This window comes from Streptococcus sp. 79 (assembly GCF_013277425.1).
GTDB classification, from domain to species: domain Bacteria; phylum Bacillota; class Bacilli; order Lactobacillales; family Streptococcaceae; genus Streptococcus; species Streptococcus pseudopneumoniae.
In genome coordinates this window covers 1-20,517 of record NZ_VMMW01000084.1, presented here as the reverse complement: position 1 = coordinate 20,517, position 20,517 = coordinate 1, and the positions used below count along the sequence as shown (strand labels likewise).

The following is a 20,517-nucleotide window of genomic DNA, read 5'->3' as shown; positions in this document are numbered from 1 at the left end:
AGAAAGCTAGCCGCAGGTTGCTCAAAATAGTGTGTTGAGGTTGCAGATGGAAACTGACGTAGTTTGAAGAGATTTTCGAAGAGTATGAGATTTTTATACCCATACAATATTTGTTTTAGGTCCTTGTTTACAGACTAATTTCTTGATAAAATAGAGGTTATGACGAGATATAAAGCAACTATTTCCTATGATGGTTATGCCTTTGCTGGCTTTCAGCGCCAGCCTCATGCGCGTAGCGTTCAGGAAGAAATTGAAAAAACCTTGACCAGGTTAAATAAAGGGCAAGCTATTACTGTTCACGGTGCTGGTAGGACAGATAGTGGGGTTCATGCTCTGGGACAGGTGCTTCATTTTGACTTGCCCTATCAAATGGATGAGGAAAAACTTCGCTTTGCCTTGGACACCCAGTCCCCTGAAGATATTGATGTGATTTCGATTGATCTGGTAGCGGATGATTTTCATTGCCGTTATGCTAAGCATAGCAAGACCTATGAGTTTATCGTGGATAGAGGACGTCCCAAAAATCCCATGCGCCGTCACTATGCCACCCACTTCCCTTACCCACTTGATGTGGAGAGGATGCAGGAGGCCGTCAAAAAGCTAGAAGGAACCCATGATTTCACTGGCTTTACAGCCTCTGGGACTAGTGTAGAGGATAAGGTTCGCACTATTACAGAAGCCAGTCTTAGGGTTGATGAGACAGGCCAGTTTTTGACTTTTACCTTTTCAGGAAATGGTTTCTTGTATAAACAGATTCGCAATATGGTGGGGACACTGCTCAAAATCGGCAACAAGCGTATGCCAGTAGAGCAGATTGACCTCATCTTGGAGAAAAAGGACAGGCAGCTTGCAGGTCCCACTGCAGCACCAAATGGTTTATATTTAAAGGAGATTCGTTATGAAGAATAATCGTATTTTAGCACTTTCTGGAAATGATATTTTTAGTGGTGGTGGCCTGTCAGCTGATTTGGCTACCTATACTTTGAACGGCTTGCATGGCTTTGTAGCAGTGACTTGTTTGACAGCCTTGACAGAAAAAGGATTTGAAGTCTTTCCAACTGACGATACCATTTTTCAACATGAATTGGATAGCTTGCGTGATGTGGCGTTTGGGGGAATTAAGATTGGTCTTCTCCCTACTGTCAGTGTGGCTGAGAAGGCATTGGACTTTATCAAGAAACGCCCAGGAGTGCCTGTGGTATTGGACCCTGTCTTGGTCTGCAAGGAAACGCACGACGTAGCAGTTAGTGAACTTTGCCAAGAGTTGATTCGCTTTTTCCCTTATGTCAGTGTGATTACGCCTAACCTCCCAGAAGCAGAATTATTAGCTGGTCAAGAAATCAAAACCTTGGAAGACATGAAAACTGCAGCGCAGAAATTGCATGATTTAGGAGCGCCAGCAGTCATTATTAAGGGAGGCAATCGCCTTAGTCAGGACAAGGCTGTGGATGTCTTTTATGATGGACAAAACTTTACAGTTCTAGAAAATCCTGTCATTCAAGGGCAAAATGCTGGTGCAGGTTGTACCTTTGCTTCCAGCATTGCCAGTCATCTAGTCAAAGGTGATGAACTTTTACCAGCAGTAGAAAGCTCAAAGGCTTTCGTTTACCGTGCCATTGCACAAGCAGATCAGTATGGAGTAAGACAATATGAAGCAAACCAAAACAACTAAAATCGCCCTTGTATCCCTCTTAACCGCCCTTTCTGTGGTTCTAGGCTATTTCTTAAAAATTCCAACACCGACAGGTATTCTAACTCTTTTAGATGCGGGTGTTTTCTTTGCGGCCTTTTACTTTGGTAGTCGTGAAGGAGCTGTAGTCGGAGGACTAGCAGGTTTCTTGATTGACCTCTTATCAGGCTATCCTCAGTGGATGTTCTTTAGCTTGGTCAACCATGGCTTGCAGGGATTTTTCGCAGGATTTAAAGGAAAAACTCAGTGGTTAGGCCTTATCTTAGCAACGATTGCCATGGTAGGGGGTTACGCCTTGGGTTCTACATTGATGAATGGCTGGGCAGCAGCCCTACCAGAAATTTTACCAAATTTCATGCAAAATATGGTAGGGATGATTGTAGGATTTATCCTTAGTCAAAGTATCAAGAAGATTAAGTAAAGAGGCTGAGTCAAAAGTCTTTCAAATAAGAAAAACGCATAGTATCAGGTTTGAAAAGCTTGATACTATGCGTTTTATTGTGGGAAGATTTTCCTCATTTTCTAGTGAAATTGAACTTTTTCTAACATCTTTTTATAGATTACTTCTTAATCAATTATCATTTCCATTGTTGTTTCTTGGGGTTTCATCCCTTGTCTTTGATAAAAGCGGAGAGCACCCTCGTTATCATTCCAGACACTTAGGGTTAGATTATTGCAGCCAATTTCTTTAGCATAATTGAGAGCGAATTGATAGAGTTGATCACCAATTTTTTGACCACGAGCATTTTGATCTACACATAAATCTTTGATAAAAAGGGTTTTGATTTCTTGGAGAACAGGATTATCTGTTTTATCTTTTATGGTACAAAATAGGTGTCCGAGAACTTGTCCCTTCTCATCTTCAAAAACAAAAATAGGGGTATGTTCTTGAGAGAGAATATTTTGCAACTCAGAGGAACTATATTTAGTCCCAGTTTGCTTAAAAATATCTGGTCGAGCTTGGTGGTGAAGCGTAAGGATTTGTTGTAATAAATCGAGTAATTTAGGAATATCTTCTTGTTTAGCTTTTCGAATAGTCATGAAGGTTCTTTTTATTGGCTTAGTCTATAAGAAAAGCTTTAGGAGCAATCATTTTTCTTTATGAAGAGTTCTTAAAATAATTAACTGTGTTGACATAATCCAAAGAATGAGAATACTCATGTCCAATAGAGAAACATTTCCGTAGTCGTAAAGGCTGGCTCGCAGAAGATTTGAGGAAGGGACGAAAGGGAGGGCACGGTAAAGATGGTTTACCCACTCAGGTAGTCGATCTGCAGGATACATGAGTGGTGAGAACATGAGTCCAATCATAAGAATTAGCTGCGACATAAGGGTTACTGTATTTGGAGAAAAGGTGTAGGCTATAGCAAATCCCAGACTAATCATAGTAAGACAAATCAGAAGCACAATAAAAACACCAAGAAAAGATGGATGGAGACGAACAGAAAAACGGACATACCCAAGTAGAATAGAAATAAAAACTCCCGGCAAAATGGCAATTAACCACATCCACAAGTCAGCGAGAGAAATGAATATCCTAGGGATGGGTAAGGCACGAATATAATCAAAATGCCCTTCCAACTTATCATTTGCTATAACAGGGGAGGAAATTGTACAACCCATGGAGATAATTCCAATTAAAACAGAACCAGACGAAAGATAGTAGGCAGTAGTCGAATCGATATCGCCAATAACTAGAGGGTAGCCAAAAAGAAGAGAAATGGATAAGAGGAGCTGTGCTAGTGTAAAAAGGATGAAAAGCTCTTTTTGGCGCAAGTAGTTCCAATGAAGTAAGTAAAAAAATTGAGTCATATTAGTTGGTTAGCTCCTCTCTATAAAGGTCAGAAATAGTCAATGTTTTTTGATGAAGAGAGAGATTGGAAATTGTTTTTTGACCAAGTTCTTCTGTCAGTTGTGCTATCAATGGAGCTAGACTTCTTTCCTCAATCTCTAATTGACAACTAACACCATTGATAATTGTATAATCTTCTATTTTGTCTAATATACTTTTAGTCTTAAAATCAAAGCTTATCTGATACAGTTTGTCATGGATGATTTGCTTAACCTTTCCTGATTTGAGCAATCTACCATTATTAAAGAGGGCGTAATTATCTGCATATTTTTCAACCTCCAGAAGATTATGAGTAACGATAATAATGGTATGCCCCTTGCTAGCTAACTTTTGCAATAATTGCCATTGCTTTTCACGACGAATGGGGTCAACATCATTTGTTGGTTCGTCAAGAAGAATGATGTCTGAGCTACCGATTAGTGTCATAGCGAAGGAAGTTAGTCTTTTGAGACCGCCCGAAAGATCCTTACCTTTTTTGTAACGATAGTCTTCAATTTCTAAATCAGTGAGAAGCTGGCTGATTGTTTTTTCTAGTTCTTGGGAACTCAATCCTCGCATTTTTCCAAGTATTTCTAAATTTTGTTCTACGGTTAATTTGTCGAGTGGGGCATATTGTTGAGACATATAACTAATTAAGGTGCGTGCTTGTTTACGATTGTATATAAAAGAAATATCACCATACAAAATATCTCCTTGGTCAGGTTTAGTAAAACCAATCATTTGATTCAATAGAGTAGATTTTCCAGCTCCATTGTGTCCCAAAAAAGCCGTGATTTTTGCTGGTGATATTTCTAAGGAAATATGATTATTGGCTAAGTGCTGACCATCAAAAGATTTAGTCAAATTATCAATTACGAGTTTTGCAGTTGTCATAACTTTAATTCTCCGTACTTAGAAAAAATTTCCCAATCGTCTTCTTTACCTGTGCCGCATGTTGGACATTCATCAAGATAGCGTCCCCAAGAATCGTGTGTGAATGAGGCTCCGTTTTCATAATTGATTTCGTATTGATGGTTAAGGCTAATTGGTTCCGTATATTGAGTTAATAATCGGATAGTTTCATCAACAATGGCAGAAGTCAGTTGAAATATTGCTGGACCATAGGCTATTGTAGGGATTGTTTTTGTAATCGTACGAACACCGTGGAATTGTTCAAGGAATAGAGTGTCAATTTTTGTATAATAAATATTTAAACAATCAAAACAGCCTGTTTGGTAAGGGATAACTGAATAGACACGACCACGACTAACTTGACTGGCGCCAAATATACAGGGAATATTTTTTGTAACGATTGCTTTATTTACGATACGTTGAATATCATATTGAGGTTCATCAATCACACATATCGTAATATCAACATCATCAAGTAAAGGAATCAAGTCACTTACAGAGGTGATACGTATATTATGGGTTTCTACTTCAATATCGGAATTCATTTTTGTAACTTCTCTATGGGCAATTTGAACTTTAGATAAGCCAATATCATCTTCCTTGTATAGAAATTGTCTTCCTAGATTACTTTGCTCAACAATGTCAAAATCCACTATTTTTATCTTTTTAGGTCCCAAGCCTGCTAGTAATGTCAGTATGTTAGAACCCCCACCACCAAGACCTAGTAAAAGGATAGTAGACTGATGAATTTTTTTCTGTGTTGCAATACTATCTTGGAAGCTATTTAAATAGCGACTGAAATAATATATATTTGAATGATAACGTTCTTTAATATCCTGAATTTCGCCCGCTTCTTCGAGAACCCCCTCATTATCTAAGAGTTCAAGAGCGCCTGTGATGTCTTCTTCAGTTAAATCATCATATTTTGTTAGCATGATATTGAGAATATCTTGAAAAGGACGTCCGTCCAAAATATTGACTAAATTCCACATTTTATTATTATCATCCTTAATTTCTGTGGTTATACCAATTTGTAGCCCAATCCTAAATAAATTTTTATGAAGTTTATAAACAGGATATATTTCTTTTATTCTTGGATGATAGAATTTCATTTTAACCTCACTATTTTATTAAAAAAGGAAGACGAGGTGATTATAAATCATATATCCTCGTCTTGCAACTCCTAGTTCCTATTACAAATGGAAATAAGTAGAAAGAAAATGGTGAACCTATCTACTCAATTCCAACAGTAGGAATAAATAGAAAAGAACTCCTCTAAAAACTCAATTTTAAAATGCTAATTTTTCAACCTTTTCTGGTTACTAAACATAGAAAACCGGTAGTTTTTAGAGGTGCCCAAAATTTAGAAAACACCCCAGCTAATATCAGTTTTAGCAATAACTTTACGCACTTGAATATTTTTCATTTTTGTAACTCCTTTCATATTTGATAAGAATATTGTATAATAAATTAACGATTTTTTTATCAGCATGTCATAATTGACGTATTTGACGTTATAATTGGCAAAATCATGCTTGTAGTGAGGAATTTGATGTTAAAAATTGCGATTTGTGATGATTCTAATAGGGATGGTAGTCAGCTAGAAAACTTACTCTTATCTTATAAGGACATCAAAATAGAAACGAGTGTTTATACGAATCCCCAAAAACTATTAGAACAATTGACAGAGAAGTACAGTTGTGTTTTTTTGGATATCGAGATGCCACAGATAACAGGAATTGATATGGCACAAAAAATCCGTAAGGTAAACCCTTTTATCCCGATTATCTTTGTTACCAGTTATCGAGATTATATGGAGCAGGTTTTTGAAGTGCAGACTTTTGATTATTTACTTAAACCAGTGACTTCTAAAAAATTATATAAAACTCTGGATAGAGTGGTACGTTTTTTGAATTTAGGGCAAGCTGTATTTACGTTTACTTTTGGAAAGCAGCATTATTCACTGCCTTTAAATGACATTGTATTTTTTGAAAAGGATAAGCGTGCTGTCTTTATTTACACTAAAGATCAGACTTACAAAGCTTTGCTTAAAACGAAAGATATTTTAGAGAAATTACCTGATTACTTTATTCAAATTCATTCTTCCTATATTATCAATCCTAGATATGTGACAGAGTTTGATTCGCAAATAGTCACAATTTTAAATGGAATGGATGAAAATCACCTTCCAATTAGCCGAAAATTTCAAACGTCTTTTAGAGAAAAGTATTATTATTATCTGAGTGAGAGGAATTTTTAATGTTAGTCAGTTTGCGGATTGTGAGTATTCTGTTTGATTTATTTTTGGGAATTATTTTCTTTTATAGACCTCTGTCCCAAAAAGAAAAGTCTAGGAGAATTTGTATCTTTACTTCTCTCCTTTTATTTTTCCATGCCTTGTTGACGATATTATTTTCAGGAGCTAATCTTTTCTTAGTAGGGAATCTTATTCTCAGTATCGCAGAGTATTATTTTTTAGGTCTTTATTTTGGATATGCTGTTCAAGAATCTTCGTTTTGGATTTTTTGTCAGATGAGTCTAACTTTACTAGCTGGTACTATACTCAATCAAGCAGTGCAACTATTTTCCCCTTTATCAGTCATTTCAGAAAATCTAATAGCCATGCTTTTTTATCTCGCTGTAGCTTTTCTTTTATCATTGCTAGTGACCCTGGTTCTTCGACAACTTTTTCGTGCACATCAAAAGTTAGTTTATACTGTTTCTAAAGGGACTTGGTTATACCAGTTTATTGTACCATTTTTGTCCATTTGTTTTGCTTTTACAGTATCAGCGATTCAAGGGCAAGTGTTTGAGAAGGATTATCTTTCTTTTGTTTCTGTATTAGCCCTCATTGTGTTAACGTTCTCTTCTCTCTATTTCACCCTATATCTTTCTCAGCAACAACAGAGGTATTATCAAAGCATACTAGAGACGGAACAGATGACCTTTCAACTGAGAGAAATGAAACAATCTAAAAAAGATTATAGGAGGATTCAAAGGATTCAACACGATTTGAAAAATCAACATTTAATCCTCCTTGCACTTTTAAAAGAAGATCCTGAACAAGCGAAGTCTTATCTCCAAAGCATGACAAATAGTATAGAGAACCAAACTGTCTGTTACTCCAAGAATACAACAATTAACTTTTTACTCAATCAAAAATTACAGGATAAGGTAGAGGACATACAATTGGAAATTGATTGTTTTGTACCTCAACGATTAGAAATCAATCCAGATATTTTAGCGGTTTTACTTGGTAATTTGTTGGACAATAGTCTTGAAGCCTGTATGCGCTTGAGTAATAAAGAAGATAGGGTCTTAATCTTAGGAATACGATATTTTCAGAAGAAACTCTTTATTGCTATCGAGAATTCATTTGATGAGAATGAATTGGTAATACGAAAGGAACGTCAGACAGAGGGATGGGGGCTTAAAAATATTGAGAGACTTGTAACCAATCATAGGGGAACAATGAAGAATTTTATTCAGAATGGACGTCATAAAACAGAAGTGATTCTTCTTGTCTAACTAGGGTTTGTTGCTATCTTAATCAAAATAAAGCAAGTCTTTGCTGGTGCTTGTAAAGAGGTCAAAGCCATCCTTGGTAACAACACCGCAGTCTTCGATACGGACACCGACTTTACCAGGGATATAGATACCTGGTTCAACAGAGAAGCACATGCCTTCTTCGATGACCATGTCGTTTCCTTCCATGATAGATGGGAATTCGTGGACATCCATACCGATACCGTGACCGAGACGGTGGTTGAAGTATTCACCGTAACCAGCTTTTTCGATGACCTCACGGGCAGCCCGGTCCACTTCATGGGCAGTCACACCTGGTTTGATAAAGTCAAGAGCAGCTTGTTGGGCTTCAAGGGTCAAGTTGTAAATGTCTTTCTTGAATTGGTCTGGTTTGCCGACAGCGACTGTACGAGTCATATCTGAAGCATAGCCGTTGACCAGAACACCAAGGTCAAAGAGTAGAAGAGCATCATTTTCAACCTTGTTAGCTGCTGGAATACCGTGTGGATTTGCAGCATTATCACCAGTCAAGACCATGGTATCAAAACTCATTTCATAGCCTTCACGTTTCATAGCAAAGTCAATTTGAGCGATGATATCTGTCTCAGTCTTATCAAGAGAAATATTGTCAAAACCAACCTTAACAGCCTTGTCCGCATAGAGACCTGCAACCATCATTTTTTGCACTTCGTCAGCTGATTTGATGAGGCGCATGCGTTGGATACGAGGAGTGAGGTTGTCAAACTCAGCAGTTTCAAAAACGATTTTTAAACCATGATATTTTGTCAAGATGAGATTGTCAAACTCAACAGCGACACGTTTGAAATCAAGCTGTGGAAGAGCGTGTTTCATTTTTTGCCATGGATTTTCAGAATCCACATAGCCCACAACTGGGAAGGAAACAGTGCTAGTAGCACGCTCAACTTCAAGGGCTGGGACAAAGAGGAGGGGTTCCTGATCCGCTAGGACAAAAAGGAACATTTGGCGTTCATGGGGATCACTGTAAAAGCCAGTGAGGTAATTGATTGTGACGGGGTCAGATACGACAGCGACGTCTAGTTTTTCTGATTCAAGATATGTTACGATTTGTTGTAATTTAGACATATGCTACCTTCTTTCTACCCCTCTATTTTGGCAAAAAAAGAGAGAAAATGCAAGAGAGAAGGGTAAAAGAAGAGACAAAAAAACTCCGACAAGATAACGGAGTTCTTTGATATGGTTTTCCTTGGTTTAAGAAAAGTCAGCCTTGCTTTTCACGTCGCTGTATTCTTCAGCGATTTCTTGGCTGAGAATGTCCTCATAAGCAGGGAGTTGGATGTCCTGACCATATTTCTTCTTGAGGGCAGTAGTGACTAGGCGATAAGCTAGATTGGCATTACGAGAGAGGATAGGCCCGTGGAAGTAGGAACCAAAGACATTCTTATAATGAACCCCTTCACCAATCTTTTCTTCATTGTTTCCATTTCCATAGACTACCTGTCCCAGTGGTTTTTGGTCATCTGAGAGGAAGGTACGGCCCTGGTGATTTTCAAAGCCATAGTAGGTTTCATTGAAATCTTCATTGTGAATCTTGATGTCCCCAATAAAACGGTTATTGGCCTGATTGAGCGTGTAGTGACCCATGACCCCTAGTCCTTCGATGCGTTTGCCTGAAGCTTCAACATAATATTGCCCCAATAGTTGGAAACCACCACAGATAGCCAGAACCACACCGTCGTTTTGGATGTAGTTGTCAATGCTCTCTTTTTTAACAGGTAGATCGTCTGCAATAATACTTTGTTCAAAGTCTTGACCGCCACCGAAAAAGGCGATGTCATAGTGGTTTTCATCAAAATCATCATGCAGTGAAACGATGTCAACCGTCACATGGGCTCCCAGTTTTTCAGCCACATACTTGAGCATGAGGATGTTTCCATTGTCCCCATAGGTATTCATGAGGTTACCGTAGAGGTGGGCAATGTTGAGCTGATAGGGGTAATTGCCATCTTTTGAGGAAAGTGAAGTATAAACCATTAGTTCATCTCCTTTCTAACAATCTGACGACTAGCCAGCAGTTCACGGAATTCCAGCATAGCAGTATAGGTAGCCAGAATATAAGCATGCTTGCAGTCTTGGTTCTCAATGGTCTTAAGAACTTGCTCCAAACTACTTATTTCAGTGATTTTATCAGCTGGATAGCCTGTTACTCGGAGGCGACGAGCGATTTCAGAATGGCGAACACCTCCAGCGTTGATTTCAGGGATGTCCATCTCAGTGATTTGTTCAAAATCAGCATCCCAAATCCAGCTAGTATCAATACCGTCTGCATAGTTGGCATTGAGGAGGACAGATAGGCTAAATGGATAAGGAGCTAGTTTAATCATTTCGATAGCTTGAGTTGCACCGACTGGATTTTTAATTAAGACAAGGGTACATTCCTTGTCACCTATATGGAAGGTTTCTTGGCGTCCAAAGACAGCACGACTCTTATCAAATCCCTGCTTGATGAGTTGGGAATCTGCGCCGAGGAAACGGGCGATAGCAACCGCAGCTAGGGCGTTGTAGATATTGTAGAGACCACCGATTTGGATGCCGTATTCTTGACCGTCAATGACAAATCGTGAGCGATTGTTGGTCAACTCAACCAAGTCTGTCAAGCGATAGTCGAGATCAGGACGTTTACATCCACAGCCTTCACAGATATAGGCACCCAAGTTTGCATAGGTATTGTGTTCGTACTTAAGGATGCTGTGGCAGTCAGGACAGAGAATTCCTTCGGTATTATAGTGAGCCAGCTGGGCTGGACCTTTCTCCAAGTCAAAACCAAAATATTTTACAGGATTTGGAATAGCTGGCTTGTAGAAAAGTGGACTGTCTCCATTAAGGAGAACAGTGGCAGTAGGTACCTTACGAATAGCATCCAAAATCATCTTGTAAGTTGTGTAAATCTCACCATAGCGGTCCATCTGGTCACGGAAGATATTCGTGATGACAAAAAGGCTTGGCTGGATATAGTCACAGATACGAGATAGACTGGCCTCGTCGATTTCTAGGACGGCAATATTTTTCCCAGTTTTTGAAGATTTGGCTGTTAAGAAGGTTGTCGCAATCCCTGTAATCATGTTGGCACCACTTGGGTTGGTCAGAACTTGACCATAAACTTCTTTTAAAATGCCAACAGTGAGGGCAGTTGTCAGGGTTTTTCCATTTGTTCCAGTGACCACGACAATCTCGTAGTTCTTAGCTAGTTTTTGTAAAATATCTTTATCAAATTGAAGGGCAAGTTTTCCTGGAAGCGTACTTCCACGGCCAAGACGGCTTAAAATGAAGTGGGAAGAACGCCCAGCAAGAAGACCCAAAGTAGTTTTTAAGTTCATGTTTCTATTATATCATAAAAGAGGGAAAAGACAGATTTGATACTCAATGAAAATCAAAGAGCAAACTAGGAAGCTAGCCGCAGGCTGTACTTGAGTACGGCAAGGTGAAGCTGACGTGGTTTGAATTTGATTTTCGAAGAGTATGAGATTTCGCAGAAATGAAAACAGCCCTCAGAGGGCTGTTCGATACGATTAAATCTCAACTTAAATCGCAAACAAGTCATTCAAGTTCTCAGCCAAGGTTGGGTGAGTGAAAATTTGTTTTGTGAAGTAAGTGTAAGGAATCTTGTTGTCCATAGCAACAGTGATGATGTTGATGATTTCTTGAGAACCTTCTGAGAAGATGCTTGCTCCAAGAATTTCTTTTGTTTCAGTATTAACAACAGCTTTGAAAGCTCCACGAAGGTCTCCATTTACGTGACCACGAGGCATTGCTGCAACAGGGATTTCCTTAACGGCGTATGGAAGTTTCAAATCAGCTGCTTGGCTTTCAGTCAAACCAACTTGTGAAAGTGCAGGTGTGATGAACATAGTATTTGGTACATTGAGACGGTCTTCAAGTGTGTAGCTGCCATCTCCAGCAAGGTAGCTGTAAACAACACGGAAGTCATCAAGTGAAATGTAAGTAAATTGAAGACCACCGTTGACATCTCCAACTGCAAAGACACCAGGAACGTTTGTTTGACAATGTTTGTCTACTTTAATAGCACCACGTTCAGTTAGTTCAATATCTGTATTTTCAAGTTGAAGTGGTTCTACATTTGGTTTGCGTCCAGTTGCGTAGAGAAGGGCATCGAAACGGTACGTTTCGTTTTCAGTCACGACAAGCACTTGGTCACCGTCGTTTTTGATTTCAGTAGTATGGATATTTTGAAGCAATTCAATACCGTCTTCTTCCATGTATTGTTTAGCAAGAGCTGCGATGGAAGGTTCTGCACGAGGTAGGAAAGTATCCAAGGCATCTAGGACTGTAACCTTGCTTCCAAGTTTGTTGTAAAGACCAGCAAATTCAAGACCGATATTTCCACCACCAAGGACTCCAAGTTTTTCAGGTAATTTGTCCAAGTTTTGGATACCTGTTGAGTCAAAGACGTTTTTGCTTGTAGCAAGTCCAGGGATTGGCAAGACGTTTGAAACAGCACCAGTGTTGATGACGATTGTTTCAGCAGTTAGTTCTTTCTTTTCGTCACCAGCTTGGATTTCGATGACTTTATTTGAAAGGAAGTGAGCTTCCGCATCAAAGATATCCACGCCTGTACCAGCAACAGTCGCATAGTTTTTACCATTGAGGCGACCAGTGATAGTATTTTTGGTAGCAATGACTTCTTCAAAAGACAAGTCCTTCTCAGCAGCAACTAGCAAAGTTTTAGTTGGGATACATCCGATGTTGATACAAGTTCCACCGTACATAGCTTTGCTACGTTCAACGAGGGCAACTTTTTTGCCAGCTGAAGCCAATTTACCTGCTAGTGTTTTACCAGCTTTACCAAATCCGATAACGATTAAATCATAAGTTAACATTTAGAGTTCCTCCTATTCGAATTTCATTCTAGCACAAGAAAAAAACTTTTGCACAATTCTGCTACGAAAAAGACAGAAAAAGATAAAAACGCTTTCCAGACAAAAAACTAGTAATTTTTTGACAAGCTTGATAAACTAAAATCCTATCTATTTTTATATAAGATAGAATAAATGTTCGAAAATAGGAGGTTTTATGAAATCGAATCGTTATATTATTGCCTTTGCTGGGGTCATTTTACACTTAATGCTGGGTTCGACTTATGCTTGGAGTGTTTATCGCAACCCTATTATTGAAAAAACGGGATGGGATCAGGCTTCTGTTGCCTTTGCCTTTAGTCTAGCAATCTTTTGTTTGGGCTTATCGGCTGCATTTATGGGGCGTTTGGTAGAAAAATTTGGTCCGAGAGTCATGGGGAGTATATCTGCCTTTCTATATGCAGGTGGAAATATCTTAACAGGATTTGCAATAGACCGTCAGGAGCTGTGGTTGTTGTATCTGGCTTACGGCATTTTAGGTGGGCTTGGTTTGGGAGCAGGCTATATTACCCCTGTGTCAACGATTATAAAATGGTTTCCTGATAAACGTGGTCTCGCAACAGGTTTAGCGATTATGGGGTTTGGTTTTGCTTCTTTATTGACTAGTCCCATAGCGCAACATCTCATCGCAGGGGTAGGGCTTGTAGAAACTTTTTATATTTTAGGTGCAAGTTACTTTATTATCATGCTCCTAGCTTCACAATTCATTAAGCGTCCAAATGAGCAAGAGCTTGCAAGTTTATCTGTTTCAGGGAAAGAAAAAACAGCCTCTTTGACGCAAGGAATGGCTGCGAATCAGGCTCTGAAAAGCAATCGGTTTTATATACTTTGGATTATTTTCTTTATCAACATAGCTTGTGGTTTAGGCTTAATTTCAGCGGCATCGCCAATGGCACAGGAGATGGCTGGCTTGTCTACAAGTCATGCAGCAGTAATGGTAGGCGTTTTAGGGATTTTCAATGGATTTGGTCGCTTGCTCTGGGCGAGTTTGTCTGACTATATCGGTCGCCCTCTAACCTTTAGTATATTACTGCTTGTCAATCTTTTCTTTTCTCTCTCACTTTGGCTCTTTACAGATTCCGTTTTATTTGTAGTCGCTATGTCTATTTTGATGACTTGCTATGGAGCTGGTTTTTCTTTGATTCCAGCTTATCTCAGTGATATTTTTGGAACCAAGGAATTGGCCGCTCTGCATGGATATATTTTAACAGCTTGGGCAATGGCTGGTTTAGCAGGACCTATTTTATTAGCAGAGACTTATAAAATGGCTCATTCTTACACACAAACCTTGTTCGTTTTTATCATTTTATATAGTATCGCCTTGGCTTTGTCTTATTATCTAGGTCGTTCCATCAAAAAGGAAAGTCAAAAACCGTTTACATGATTTTCTGTAGAAATGGGGCTATCTTTTGCTCTTGTCTTGTGTTATACTAGATAGGTTGCAAAGAAAACAGTACTTTTCTTTTGTGGAAAAGAAGCAACACGATTTTGTATCCAGTATATGAAAATACGTCATAAAAAGAAAAGTATACACTAAGCCCTATAGGGTGGCTTCGCACCACCTTTAGAAAGAAGAATAACGTGAAATTTAATGAATTAAACTTGTCTGCTGATTTGCTAGCAGAGATTGAAAAAGCTGGTTTTGTAGAAGCCAGTCCGATCCAAGAACAAACCATTCCTTTGGCTCTAGAAGGCAAGGACGTTATCGGTCAAGCTCAGACTGGTACAGGAAAAACCGCAGCCTTTGGCTTGCCAACCCTTGAAAAAATCCGTACAGAAGAAGCGACCATCCAAGCCTTGGTCATCGCTCCAACTCGTGAACTCGCTGTCCAAAGTCAAGAAGAACTATTCCGCTTTGGTCGTAGCAAGGGAGTCAAAGTCCGTTCAGTATATGGTGGATCAAGCATTGAAAAACAAATTAAGGCTCTTAAATCTGGTGCCCATATCGTGGTGGGAACTCCAGGTCGCCTCTTGGACTTGATTAAACGCAAGGCCTTGAAATTACAAGATATTGAAACGCTCATCCTTGACGAAGCGGATGAAATGCTCAACATGGGCTTTCTTGAGGACATTGAAGCTATCATCTCCCGTGTCCCTGAAAGCCGTCAAACTTTGCTTTTCTCAGCAACTATGCCAGATGCCATCAAACGTATCGGTGTTCAGTTTATGAAAGAACCTGAGCATGTGAAGATTGCGGCTAAGGAATTGACAACAGAATTGGTTGATCAATACTACATCCGAGTTAAAGAACAAGAAAAATTTGATACTATGACTCGTCTCATGGATGTGGAACAACCAGAGCTTGCTATCGTATTTGGTCGTACCAAACGTCGTGTGGATGAATTGACTCGTGGTTTGAAAATCCGTGGCTTCCGTGCAGAAGGAATTCATGGAGACCTAGACCAAAACAAACGTCTTCGTGTCCTTCGTGACTTTAAAAACGGTAATCTTGATGTTTTGGTTGCGACAGACGTGGCAGCGCGTGGCTTGGATATTTCAGGTGTGACCCATGTCTATAACTACGATATTCCACAAGATTCTGAAAGTTATGTTCACCGTATCGGTCGTACAGGTCGTGCTGGTAAGTCAGGTCAGTCTATTACTTTCGTATCACCAAATGAAATGGGCTACCTTCAAATCATTGAAAACTTGACTAAGAAACGTATGAAAGGTCTCAAACCTGCAAGTGCAGAAGAAGCCTTCCAAGCTAAAAAACAAGTAGCTCTCAAGAAAATCGAACGTGATTTTGCAGATGAAACCATTCGTGCTAACTTTGAGAAATTTGGTAAGGATGCTCGTAAGCTAGCTGCCGAATTTACTCCAGAAGAATTGGCAATGTATATCTTGAGTCTGACTGTTCAAGATCCAGATAGTCTTCCTGAAGTGGAGATTGCACGCGAAAAACCACTGCCATTTAAACCATCAGGTAATGGATTCGGTGGTAAAGCTAAGGGAGGTCGTGGAGGCCGTCGTGGGGATGACCGTCGAGACCGTGATCGCCGTGGTAATGGTCGTCGGGATGATTTCAAAAAAGGAAGTCGTGGCAATGATCGTTTTGATAAAGACAGACGTTACCGTAAGGATAATAAAAAACCACGCAATACTTCAAGTGAAAAGCAAACAGGCTTTGTTATTCGTAACAAGGGAGATAAATAAGAAAAAGCGGTTCAAAATGAATCGCTTTTTTATATAAGGAGACCAAGGGTGAAAGAAGATGGTGATAGCAAAGGATAGGTGAAATGGAAAGGTATTATCAACCCACCTTCTTATAATGATATAATATCGAATATAAATTAGGTTGTCAATAAGAAAACATAATTTTCTAAAATATTTCAGCTAGTCTAAATTGCAATTAAATAAGCAATTTTCAGATAATAATTGAAAATTCAATCTGTTTATGTTATAATGATAGCGATTAAATTCGAGGTGAAAAATGGCACATTTATTAGAAAAAACAAGAAAGATTACATCAATTTTGAAGCGCTCAGAGGAGCAGTTGCAGGATGAGCTTCCTTACAACGCTATTACGCGTCAGTTAGCGGATATTATTCATTGCAATGCCTGCATTATCAATAGTAAGGGACGTCTGCTTGGCTATTTTATGCGTTATAAAACAAATACAGATCGCGTAGAGCAATTCTTCCAAACTAAGATTTTCCCAGATGACTACGTTCAAGGGGCTAATATGATTTACGAAACAGAAGCAAATTTGCCTGTTGAGCATGATATGAGTATTTTCCCTGTTGAGAGTAGAGAAGATTTTCCAGATGGCTTGACGACTATTGCACCGATTCATGTATCGGGGATTCGCCTTGGTTCTTTGATTATTTGGCGCAATGATAAAAAATTCGAAGATGAGGACTTGATTCTTGTTGAGATTGCCAGTACCGTTGTTGGGATTCAGCTTCTTAACTTCCAGCGTGAAGAAGATGAGAAAAATATCCGTCGCCGTACTGCTGTCACCATGGCGGTTAATACCCTTTCTTACTCCGAACTCCGTGCTGTTTCAGCAATTTTAGGGGAATTAAATGGAAATGAAGGGCAGTTGACTGCATCAGTGATTGCAGACCGTATCGGAATTACCCGCTCTGTGATTGTCAATGCCCTTCGTAAACTTGAATCTGCGGGAATTATTGAAAGTCGCTCACTTGGAATGAAGGGAACCTACCTTAAGGTCTTGATTTCAGATATTTTTGAAGAAGTGAAGAAAAGAGATTACTAATGACTAAAGCTTTAATTTCGATTGATTATACAGAAGATTTTGTTGCTGATAGTGGTAAATTGACAGCAGGGGCTCCAGCTCAGGCTATTTCGGATGCCATTAGCAAGGTGACTAGACTAGCTTTTGAACGTGGAGACTACGTCTTTTTTACCATTGATGCGCACGAGAAAAATGATTGTTTCCATCCAGAAAGTAAACTATTCCCTCCTCATAATCTGATTGGGACGAGTGGACGGAATTTATATGGAGATTTGGGGATCTTTTATCAAGAGTGTGGTTCAGACAGTCGTGTCTTTTGGATGGATAAACGCCATTACTCAGCTTTTTCAGGGACTGACCTAGATATTCGTTTGAGAGAGCGTCGAATTTCTACAGTTATCTTAACAGGAGTCTTGACGGATATCTGTGTCCTGCATACAGCTATCGATGCCTATAATCTAGGTTATGACATCGAGATTGTTCAACCAGCTGTTGCTTCCATCTGGCCTGAAAATCATCAATTTGCCCTAGGTCATTTCAAAAATACACTTGGAGCTAAGTTAGTAGATGAAAATCTAAATGAACTTTCTGAGCAATTTGGTTGATGAAATAGAAAATTTTTGAAAAAAAGTGTTGACAAGGATCCCAAAAGTTGATATACTAGTAAAGTAATCGACGCGGGGATGGCGGAATTGGCAGACGCGCAGGACTAAGGATCCTGTGACCGCTTTAGGTCGTGAGGGTTCAAGTCCCTCTCTCCGCATAGGATAAGAGTTAGCTTAGGCTAGCTCTTTTGTATTTCTCTAAAAAATTAGAATCCAGTCAAATGTAGTGGAGAATCAGCGAAAATATGGGAAAGCTGATCCTTGTTTCTGCTTTTGTATAGAAGAATAATAAAGATTATCTTTTTCAAATTCTCCGATATTCTCTAAAGTTTTGTGCAAGTTGCACAGAACTTTTTTGTTTTTTTGGTCACCTTGCCATAGAAATGTAAAGCGTTTTCATCTATAATGTAATTATCAAAAGACAAAAGGAGTTCACCTCATGGTAGAATTAAATCTTAAAAATATTTACAAAAAATATCCAAACAGCGAACACTATTCAGTTGAAGATTTCAACTTGAACATCAAAGATAAAGAATTTATCGTTTTCGTAGGTCCTTCAGGATGTGGTAAATCAACTACACTCCGTATGATTGCTGGTCTTGAAGACATCACAGAAGGTACTGCATCTATCGATGGCGTGGTTGTCAATGATGTAGCTCCAAAAGACCGCGACATCGCCATGGTATTCCAAAACTACGCTCTTTACCCACACATGACTGTTTATGATAACATGGCTTTCGGTTTGAAATTGCGTAAATACAGCAAGGAAGACATCGACAAACGTGTGCAAGAAGCAGCTGAAATTCTTGGATTGAAAGAATTCTTGGAACGTAAACCAGCTGACCTTTCAGGTGGTCAACGTCAACGTGTTGCCATGGGTCGTGCCATCGTCCGTGATGCAAAAGTATTCTTGATGGATGAACCTTTGTCAAACTTGGATGCCAAACTTCGTGTATCAATGCGTGCTGAAATTGCGAAAATCCACCGTCGTATCGGAGCTACAACTATCTACGTGACTCACGACCAAACAGAAGCGATGACACTTGCAGACCGTATCGTTATCATGTCAGCAACTAAGAACCCTGCTGGCACAGGTACTATCGGACGTGTAGAACAAATCGGTACTCCTCAAGAAGTTTACAAAAACCCAGTTAACAAATTCGTTGCAGGATTCATCGGAAGCCCAGCTATGAACTTCATCAACGTGAAATTGGTTGGAAGCGAAATTATTTCAGACGGTTTCCGTTTGAAAGTTCCAGAAGGAGCATTGAAAGTTCTTCGCGAAAAAGGCTACGAAGGTAAAGAATTGATCTTCGGTATCCGTCCAGAAGATGTGAATGCAGAACCTGCTTTCCTTGAAACATTCCCAGACTGTGTTGTAAAAGCGACTATCTCTGTATCAGAACTGCTTGGTTCAGAATCTCACCTTTACTGCCAAGTTGGTAAAGACGAATTTGTTGCTAAAGTTGATGCTCGTGACTACTTGCAGACAGGTGCAACAGTTGAGCTTGGATTTGACTTGAACAAAGCACACTTCTTTGATGTAGAAACTGAAAAAACAGTCTATTAAAATAAATAAAATTCAAAGCACTACAAGAAAAGATATCTCTTTATCAATTGTAGTGGAGAGATATCAGTTAATCTAGGGAGAGAAACAAAATGCTTCTCTCCTTTTTGTTAGGGAAGTCATATTATGCATCTATCTTGTGATACCCTTTGAATAAAAATGGTCATCTTATTTGACTTATAGGGTGACTAGCAGATGAAATATTGTTTTCTCTTTCTTCTTTACTGGAAAATATGCTATAATAGAGAGTAAAAACTTTGAAAGAAAGAAAAATATGAATTTAAAAGATTACATTGCAACAATTGAAAATTATCCAAAAGAAGGTATCACCTTCCGTGATATTAGTCCTTTGATGGCTGATGGAAATGCTTATAGCTACGCTGTTCGTGAAATTGTTCAGTATGCTACTGACAAGAAAATTGACATGGTTGTAGGGCCTGAGGCTCGTGGATTTATTGTGGGCTGTCCAGTTGCCTTTGAGTTGGGAATTGGTTTTGCACCTGTTCGTAAACCAGGTAAATTGCCACGTGAAGTCATTTCTGCTGACTATGAAAAAGAGTACGGTGTTGATACCTTGACTATGCATGCGGATGCAATCAAACCAGGTCAACGCGTTCTTATTGTAGATGACCTCTTGGCAACAGGTGGAACTGTTAAGGCAACTATCGAGATGATTGAAAAACTTGGTGGTATTGTAGCAGGTTGTGCCTTCCTTGTTGAATTGGATGAATTGAACGGCCGTGAAAAAATCGGTGACTACGATTACAAGGTTCTTATGCATTATTAATGAAAAACAGTCCCTAGGGCTGTTTTCTCTACATTAGGATATAAAAATAGACTATAGCTAGTTAGAGAAAAACTATAATTGAAAACTATATCTTCTTGCAGTATAATAAAAGGACTATGTGTTTGAAATTTAGTTTCATACTCAATGAAAATCAAAGAGCAAACTAGCCGTAAGCTGCTCAAAGTACAGCTTTGAGGTTGCAGATAGAACTGACGAAGTCAGCTCAAAACACTGTTTTGAGGTTGTAGATGAAACTGACGAAGTCAGCTCAAAACACAGTTTTGAGGTTGCAGATAGAACTGACGAAGTCAGCTCAAAACACGGTTTTGAGGTTGTAGATGAAACTGACGAAGTCAGCTCAAAACACGGTTTTGAGGTTGTAGATGAAACTGACGAAGTCAGCTCAAAACATGGTTTTGAGGTTGTAGATGAAACTGACGAAGTCAGTAACCATACCTACGGCAAGGCGATGTTAATGCGGATTGA

The 20,517-nt window shown here is 39.1% G+C and carries 19 protein-coding genes and 1 tRNA gene; 12 read left to right on the top strand and 8 right to left on the bottom strand.

Going from position 1 to position 20,517, the window contains the following annotated elements:
* Window positions 1-159 precede the first annotated feature (159 nt).
* From truA to HT729_RS09850, 3 genes are read left to right on the top strand one after another with little or no spacing between them, the layout of a single operon-like run.
* Window positions 160-909 carry a tRNA pseudouridine(38-40) synthase TruA gene (truA, locus tag HT729_RS09860; RefSeq protein ID WP_000199190.1) on the top strand — a complete coding sequence of 250 codons (750 nt, stop codon included), beginning with the start codon at window positions 160-162 and terminating at the stop codon, window positions 907-909.
* A complete protein-coding gene (locus HT729_RS09855; protein WP_000794755.1) occupies window positions 899-1,672 on the top strand; it encodes a bifunctional hydroxymethylpyrimidine kinase/phosphomethylpyrimidine kinase in 774 nt (257 codons plus the stop codon). Before truA ends, HT729_RS09855 begins: the two co-directional genes overlap by 11 nt.
* The gene (locus HT729_RS09850) at window positions 1,650-2,111 is read left to right on the top strand and encodes an ECF transporter S component (protein ID WP_000814970.1); all 462 of its coding nucleotides are present in this window, start codon (window positions 1,650-1,652) and stop codon (window positions 2,109-2,111) included. The genes HT729_RS09855 and HT729_RS09850 overlap by 23 nt, the downstream gene beginning before the upstream one ends.
* A gap of 146 nt (window positions 2,112-2,257) precedes the next feature.
* Here the strand turns inward: HT729_RS09850 and HT729_RS09845 are convergent, their stop codons facing one another.
* From HT729_RS09845 to HT729_RS09830, 4 genes are read right to left on the bottom strand one after another with little or no spacing between them, the layout of a single operon-like run.
* Complete coding sequence (locus HT729_RS09845) at window positions 2,258-2,731, bottom strand: GNAT family N-acetyltransferase (RefSeq protein ID WP_138702213.1); 474 nt, start codon at window positions 2,729-2,731, stop codon at window positions 2,258-2,260.
* 48 nt (window positions 2,732-2,779) lie between these two features.
* Window positions 2,780-3,502: an ABC transporter permease gene (locus HT729_RS09840; protein ID WP_000191422.1), complete on the bottom strand. Its 723-nt coding sequence runs from the start codon at window positions 3,500-3,502 to the stop codon at window positions 2,780-2,782.
* Between the two features lies 1 nt (window position 3,503).
* Entirely contained in the window at window positions 3,504-4,415 is a 912-nt protein-coding gene (locus HT729_RS09835) for an ABC transporter ATP-binding protein (protein ID WP_000205301.1), read from the bottom strand.
* Window positions 4,412-5,545, bottom strand: a complete 1,134-nt coding sequence (locus HT729_RS09830) for a ThiF family adenylyltransferase (protein WP_023936973.1) — start codon at window positions 5,543-5,545, stop codon at window positions 4,412-4,414. Before HT729_RS09830 ends, HT729_RS09835 begins: the two co-directional genes overlap by 4 nt.
* Before the next feature lie 440 nt (window positions 5,546-5,985).
* Between HT729_RS09830 and HT729_RS09825 the strand changes: the two genes are divergently transcribed.
* Both HT729_RS09825 and HT729_RS09820 read left to right on the top strand, forming a co-directional pair.
* Entirely contained in the window at window positions 5,986-6,693 is a 708-nt protein-coding gene (locus tag HT729_RS09825) for a LytTR family DNA-binding domain-containing protein (RefSeq protein WP_000912214.1), read from the top strand.
* Entirely contained in the window at window positions 6,693-7,961 is a 1,269-nt protein-coding gene (locus HT729_RS09820) for a GHKL domain-containing protein (RefSeq protein ID WP_000961370.1), read from the top strand. Before HT729_RS09825 ends, HT729_RS09820 begins: the two co-directional genes overlap by 1 nt.
* 18 nt (window positions 7,962-7,979) lie before the next feature.
* Here the strand turns inward: HT729_RS09820 and HT729_RS09815 are convergent, their stop codons facing one another.
* The 4 genes from HT729_RS09815 to HT729_RS09800 form a co-directional block, all read right to left on the bottom strand.
* Window positions 7,980-9,062 carry a Xaa-Pro peptidase family protein gene (locus tag HT729_RS09815; RefSeq protein ID WP_166731568.1) on the bottom strand — a complete coding sequence of 361 codons (1,083 nt, stop codon included), beginning with the start codon at window positions 9,060-9,062 and terminating at the stop codon, window positions 7,980-7,982.
* A 126-nt stretch (window positions 9,063-9,188) separates the two neighbouring features.
* The gene (gene gatD, locus HT729_RS09810; protein ID WP_166731569.1) at window positions 9,189-9,971 is read right to left on the bottom strand and encodes a lipid II isoglutaminyl synthase subunit GatD; all 783 of its coding nucleotides are present in this window, start codon (window positions 9,969-9,971) and stop codon (window positions 9,189-9,191) included.
* A complete protein-coding gene (murT, locus tag HT729_RS09805) occupies window positions 9,971-11,314 on the bottom strand; it encodes a lipid II isoglutaminyl synthase subunit MurT (protein WP_166731570.1) in 1,344 nt (447 codons plus the stop codon). Before murT ends, gatD begins: the two co-directional genes overlap by 1 nt.
* 204 nt (window positions 11,315-11,518) lie before the next feature.
* The gene (locus tag HT729_RS09800; protein ID WP_049512248.1) at window positions 11,519-12,835 is read right to left on the bottom strand and encodes an FAD-containing oxidoreductase; all 1,317 of its coding nucleotides are present in this window, start codon (window positions 12,833-12,835) and stop codon (window positions 11,519-11,521) included.
* Between the two features lie 193 nt (window positions 12,836-13,028).
* Here HT729_RS09800 and HT729_RS09795 point away from each other — a divergent pair, with 193 nt between their 5' ends.
* The 7 genes from HT729_RS09795 to HT729_RS09765 all read left to right on the top strand — a co-directional run bounded on the left by HT729_RS09795 (window position 13,029) and on the right by HT729_RS09765 (window position 20,031).
* The gene (locus HT729_RS09795; RefSeq protein WP_172926322.1) at window positions 13,029-14,255 is read left to right on the top strand and encodes an OFA family MFS transporter; all 1,227 of its coding nucleotides are present in this window, start codon (window positions 13,029-13,031) and stop codon (window positions 14,253-14,255) included.
* Window positions 14,256-14,452: 197 nt separating this feature from the next.
* Window positions 14,453-16,027 (top strand): DEAD/DEAH box helicase, encoded by a 1,575-nt coding sequence (locus HT729_RS09790; RefSeq protein WP_172931977.1) that lies wholly within the window; start codon window positions 14,453-14,455, stop codon window positions 16,025-16,027.
* A 277-nt stretch (window positions 16,028-16,304) separates the two neighbouring features.
* Complete coding sequence (codY, locus tag HT729_RS09785) at window positions 16,305-17,093, top strand: GTP-sensing pleiotropic transcriptional regulator CodY (RefSeq protein ID WP_050213134.1); 789 nt, start codon at window positions 16,305-16,307, stop codon at window positions 17,091-17,093.
* Entirely contained in the window at window positions 17,093-17,677 is a 585-nt protein-coding gene (locus HT729_RS09780) for an isochorismatase family cysteine hydrolase (RefSeq protein WP_172926324.1), read from the top strand. The genes codY and HT729_RS09780 overlap by 1 nt, the downstream gene beginning before the upstream one ends.
* Window positions 17,678-17,749: 72 nt before the next feature.
* Window positions 17,750-17,835 (top strand) — tRNA-Leu (locus HT729_RS09775).
* Between the two features lie 281 nt (window positions 17,836-18,116).
* Window positions 18,117-19,247 (top strand): sn-glycerol-3-phosphate ABC transporter ATP-binding protein UgpC, encoded by a 1,131-nt coding sequence (gene ugpC, locus HT729_RS09770; protein WP_000229957.1) that lies wholly within the window; start codon window positions 18,117-18,119, stop codon window positions 19,245-19,247.
* A 271-nt stretch (window positions 19,248-19,518) separates the two neighbouring features.
* On the top strand, window positions 19,519-20,031 hold the full coding sequence (locus HT729_RS09765; protein ID WP_023933925.1) for an adenine phosphoribosyltransferase: 513 nt from the start codon (window positions 19,519-19,521) through the stop codon (window positions 20,029-20,031).
* The last annotated feature ends 486 nt before the right edge of the window (window positions 20,032-20,517 follow it).

What these genes read in the sequence shown, in the direction of transcription:
- HT729_RS09820 (WP_000961370.1), top strand. Translation starts at nt 6,693, where the DNA reads ATGTTAGTCAGTTTGCGGATTGTGAGTATTCTGTTTGATTTATTTTTG.
- HT729_RS09765 (WP_023933925.1), top strand. Translation starts at nt 19,519, where the DNA reads ATGAATTTAAAAGATTACATTGCAACAATTGAAAATTATCCAAAAGAA.
- gatD (WP_166731569.1), bottom strand. Translation starts at nt 9,971, where the DNA reads ATGGTTTATACTTCACTTTCCTCAAAAGATGGCAATTACCCCTATCAG.
- truA (WP_000199190.1), top strand. Translation starts at nt 160, where the DNA reads ATGACGAGATATAAAGCAACTATTTCCTATGATGGTTATGCCTTTGCT.
- HT729_RS09795 (WP_172926322.1), top strand. Translation starts at nt 13,029, where the DNA reads ATGAAATCGAATCGTTATATTATTGCCTTTGCTGGGGTCATTTTACAC.
- HT729_RS09850 (WP_000814970.1), top strand. Translation starts at nt 1,650, where the DNA reads ATGAAGCAAACCAAAACAACTAAAATCGCCCTTGTATCCCTCTTAACC.
- HT729_RS09830 (WP_023936973.1), bottom strand. Translation starts at nt 5,545, where the DNA reads ATGAAATTCTATCATCCAAGAATAAAAGAAATATATCCTGTTTATAAA.
- ugpC (WP_000229957.1), top strand. Translation starts at nt 18,117, where the DNA reads ATGGTAGAATTAAATCTTAAAAATATTTACAAAAAATATCCAAACAGC.
- codY (WP_050213134.1), top strand. Translation starts at nt 16,305, where the DNA reads ATGGCACATTTATTAGAAAAAACAAGAAAGATTACATCAATTTTGAAG.
- HT729_RS09855 (WP_000794755.1), top strand. Translation starts at nt 899, where the DNA reads ATGAAGAATAATCGTATTTTAGCACTTTCTGGAAATGATATTTTTAGT.
- HT729_RS09840 (WP_000191422.1), bottom strand. Translation starts at nt 3,502, where the DNA reads ATGACTCAATTTTTTTACTTACTTCATTGGAACTACTTGCGCCAAAAA.
- HT729_RS09800 (WP_049512248.1), bottom strand. Translation starts at nt 12,835, where the DNA reads ATGTTAACTTATGATTTAATCGTTATCGGATTTGGTAAAGCTGGTAAA.
- murT (WP_166731570.1), bottom strand. Translation starts at nt 11,314, where the DNA reads ATGAACTTAAAAACTACTTTGGGTCTTCTTGCTGGGCGTTCTTCCCAC.
- HT729_RS09815 (WP_166731568.1), bottom strand. Translation starts at nt 9,062, where the DNA reads ATGTCTAAATTACAACAAATCGTAACATATCTTGAATCAGAAAAACTA.
- HT729_RS09825 (WP_000912214.1), top strand. Translation starts at nt 5,986, where the DNA reads ATGTTAAAAATTGCGATTTGTGATGATTCTAATAGGGATGGTAGTCAG.
- HT729_RS09845 (WP_138702213.1), bottom strand. Translation starts at nt 2,731, where the DNA reads ATGACTATTCGAAAAGCTAAACAAGAAGATATTCCTAAATTACTCGAT.
- HT729_RS09835 (WP_000205301.1), bottom strand. Translation starts at nt 4,415, where the DNA reads ATGACAACTGCAAAACTCGTAATTGATAATTTGACTAAATCTTTTGAT.
- HT729_RS09780 (WP_172926324.1), top strand. Translation starts at nt 17,093, where the DNA reads ATGACTAAAGCTTTAATTTCGATTGATTATACAGAAGATTTTGTTGCT.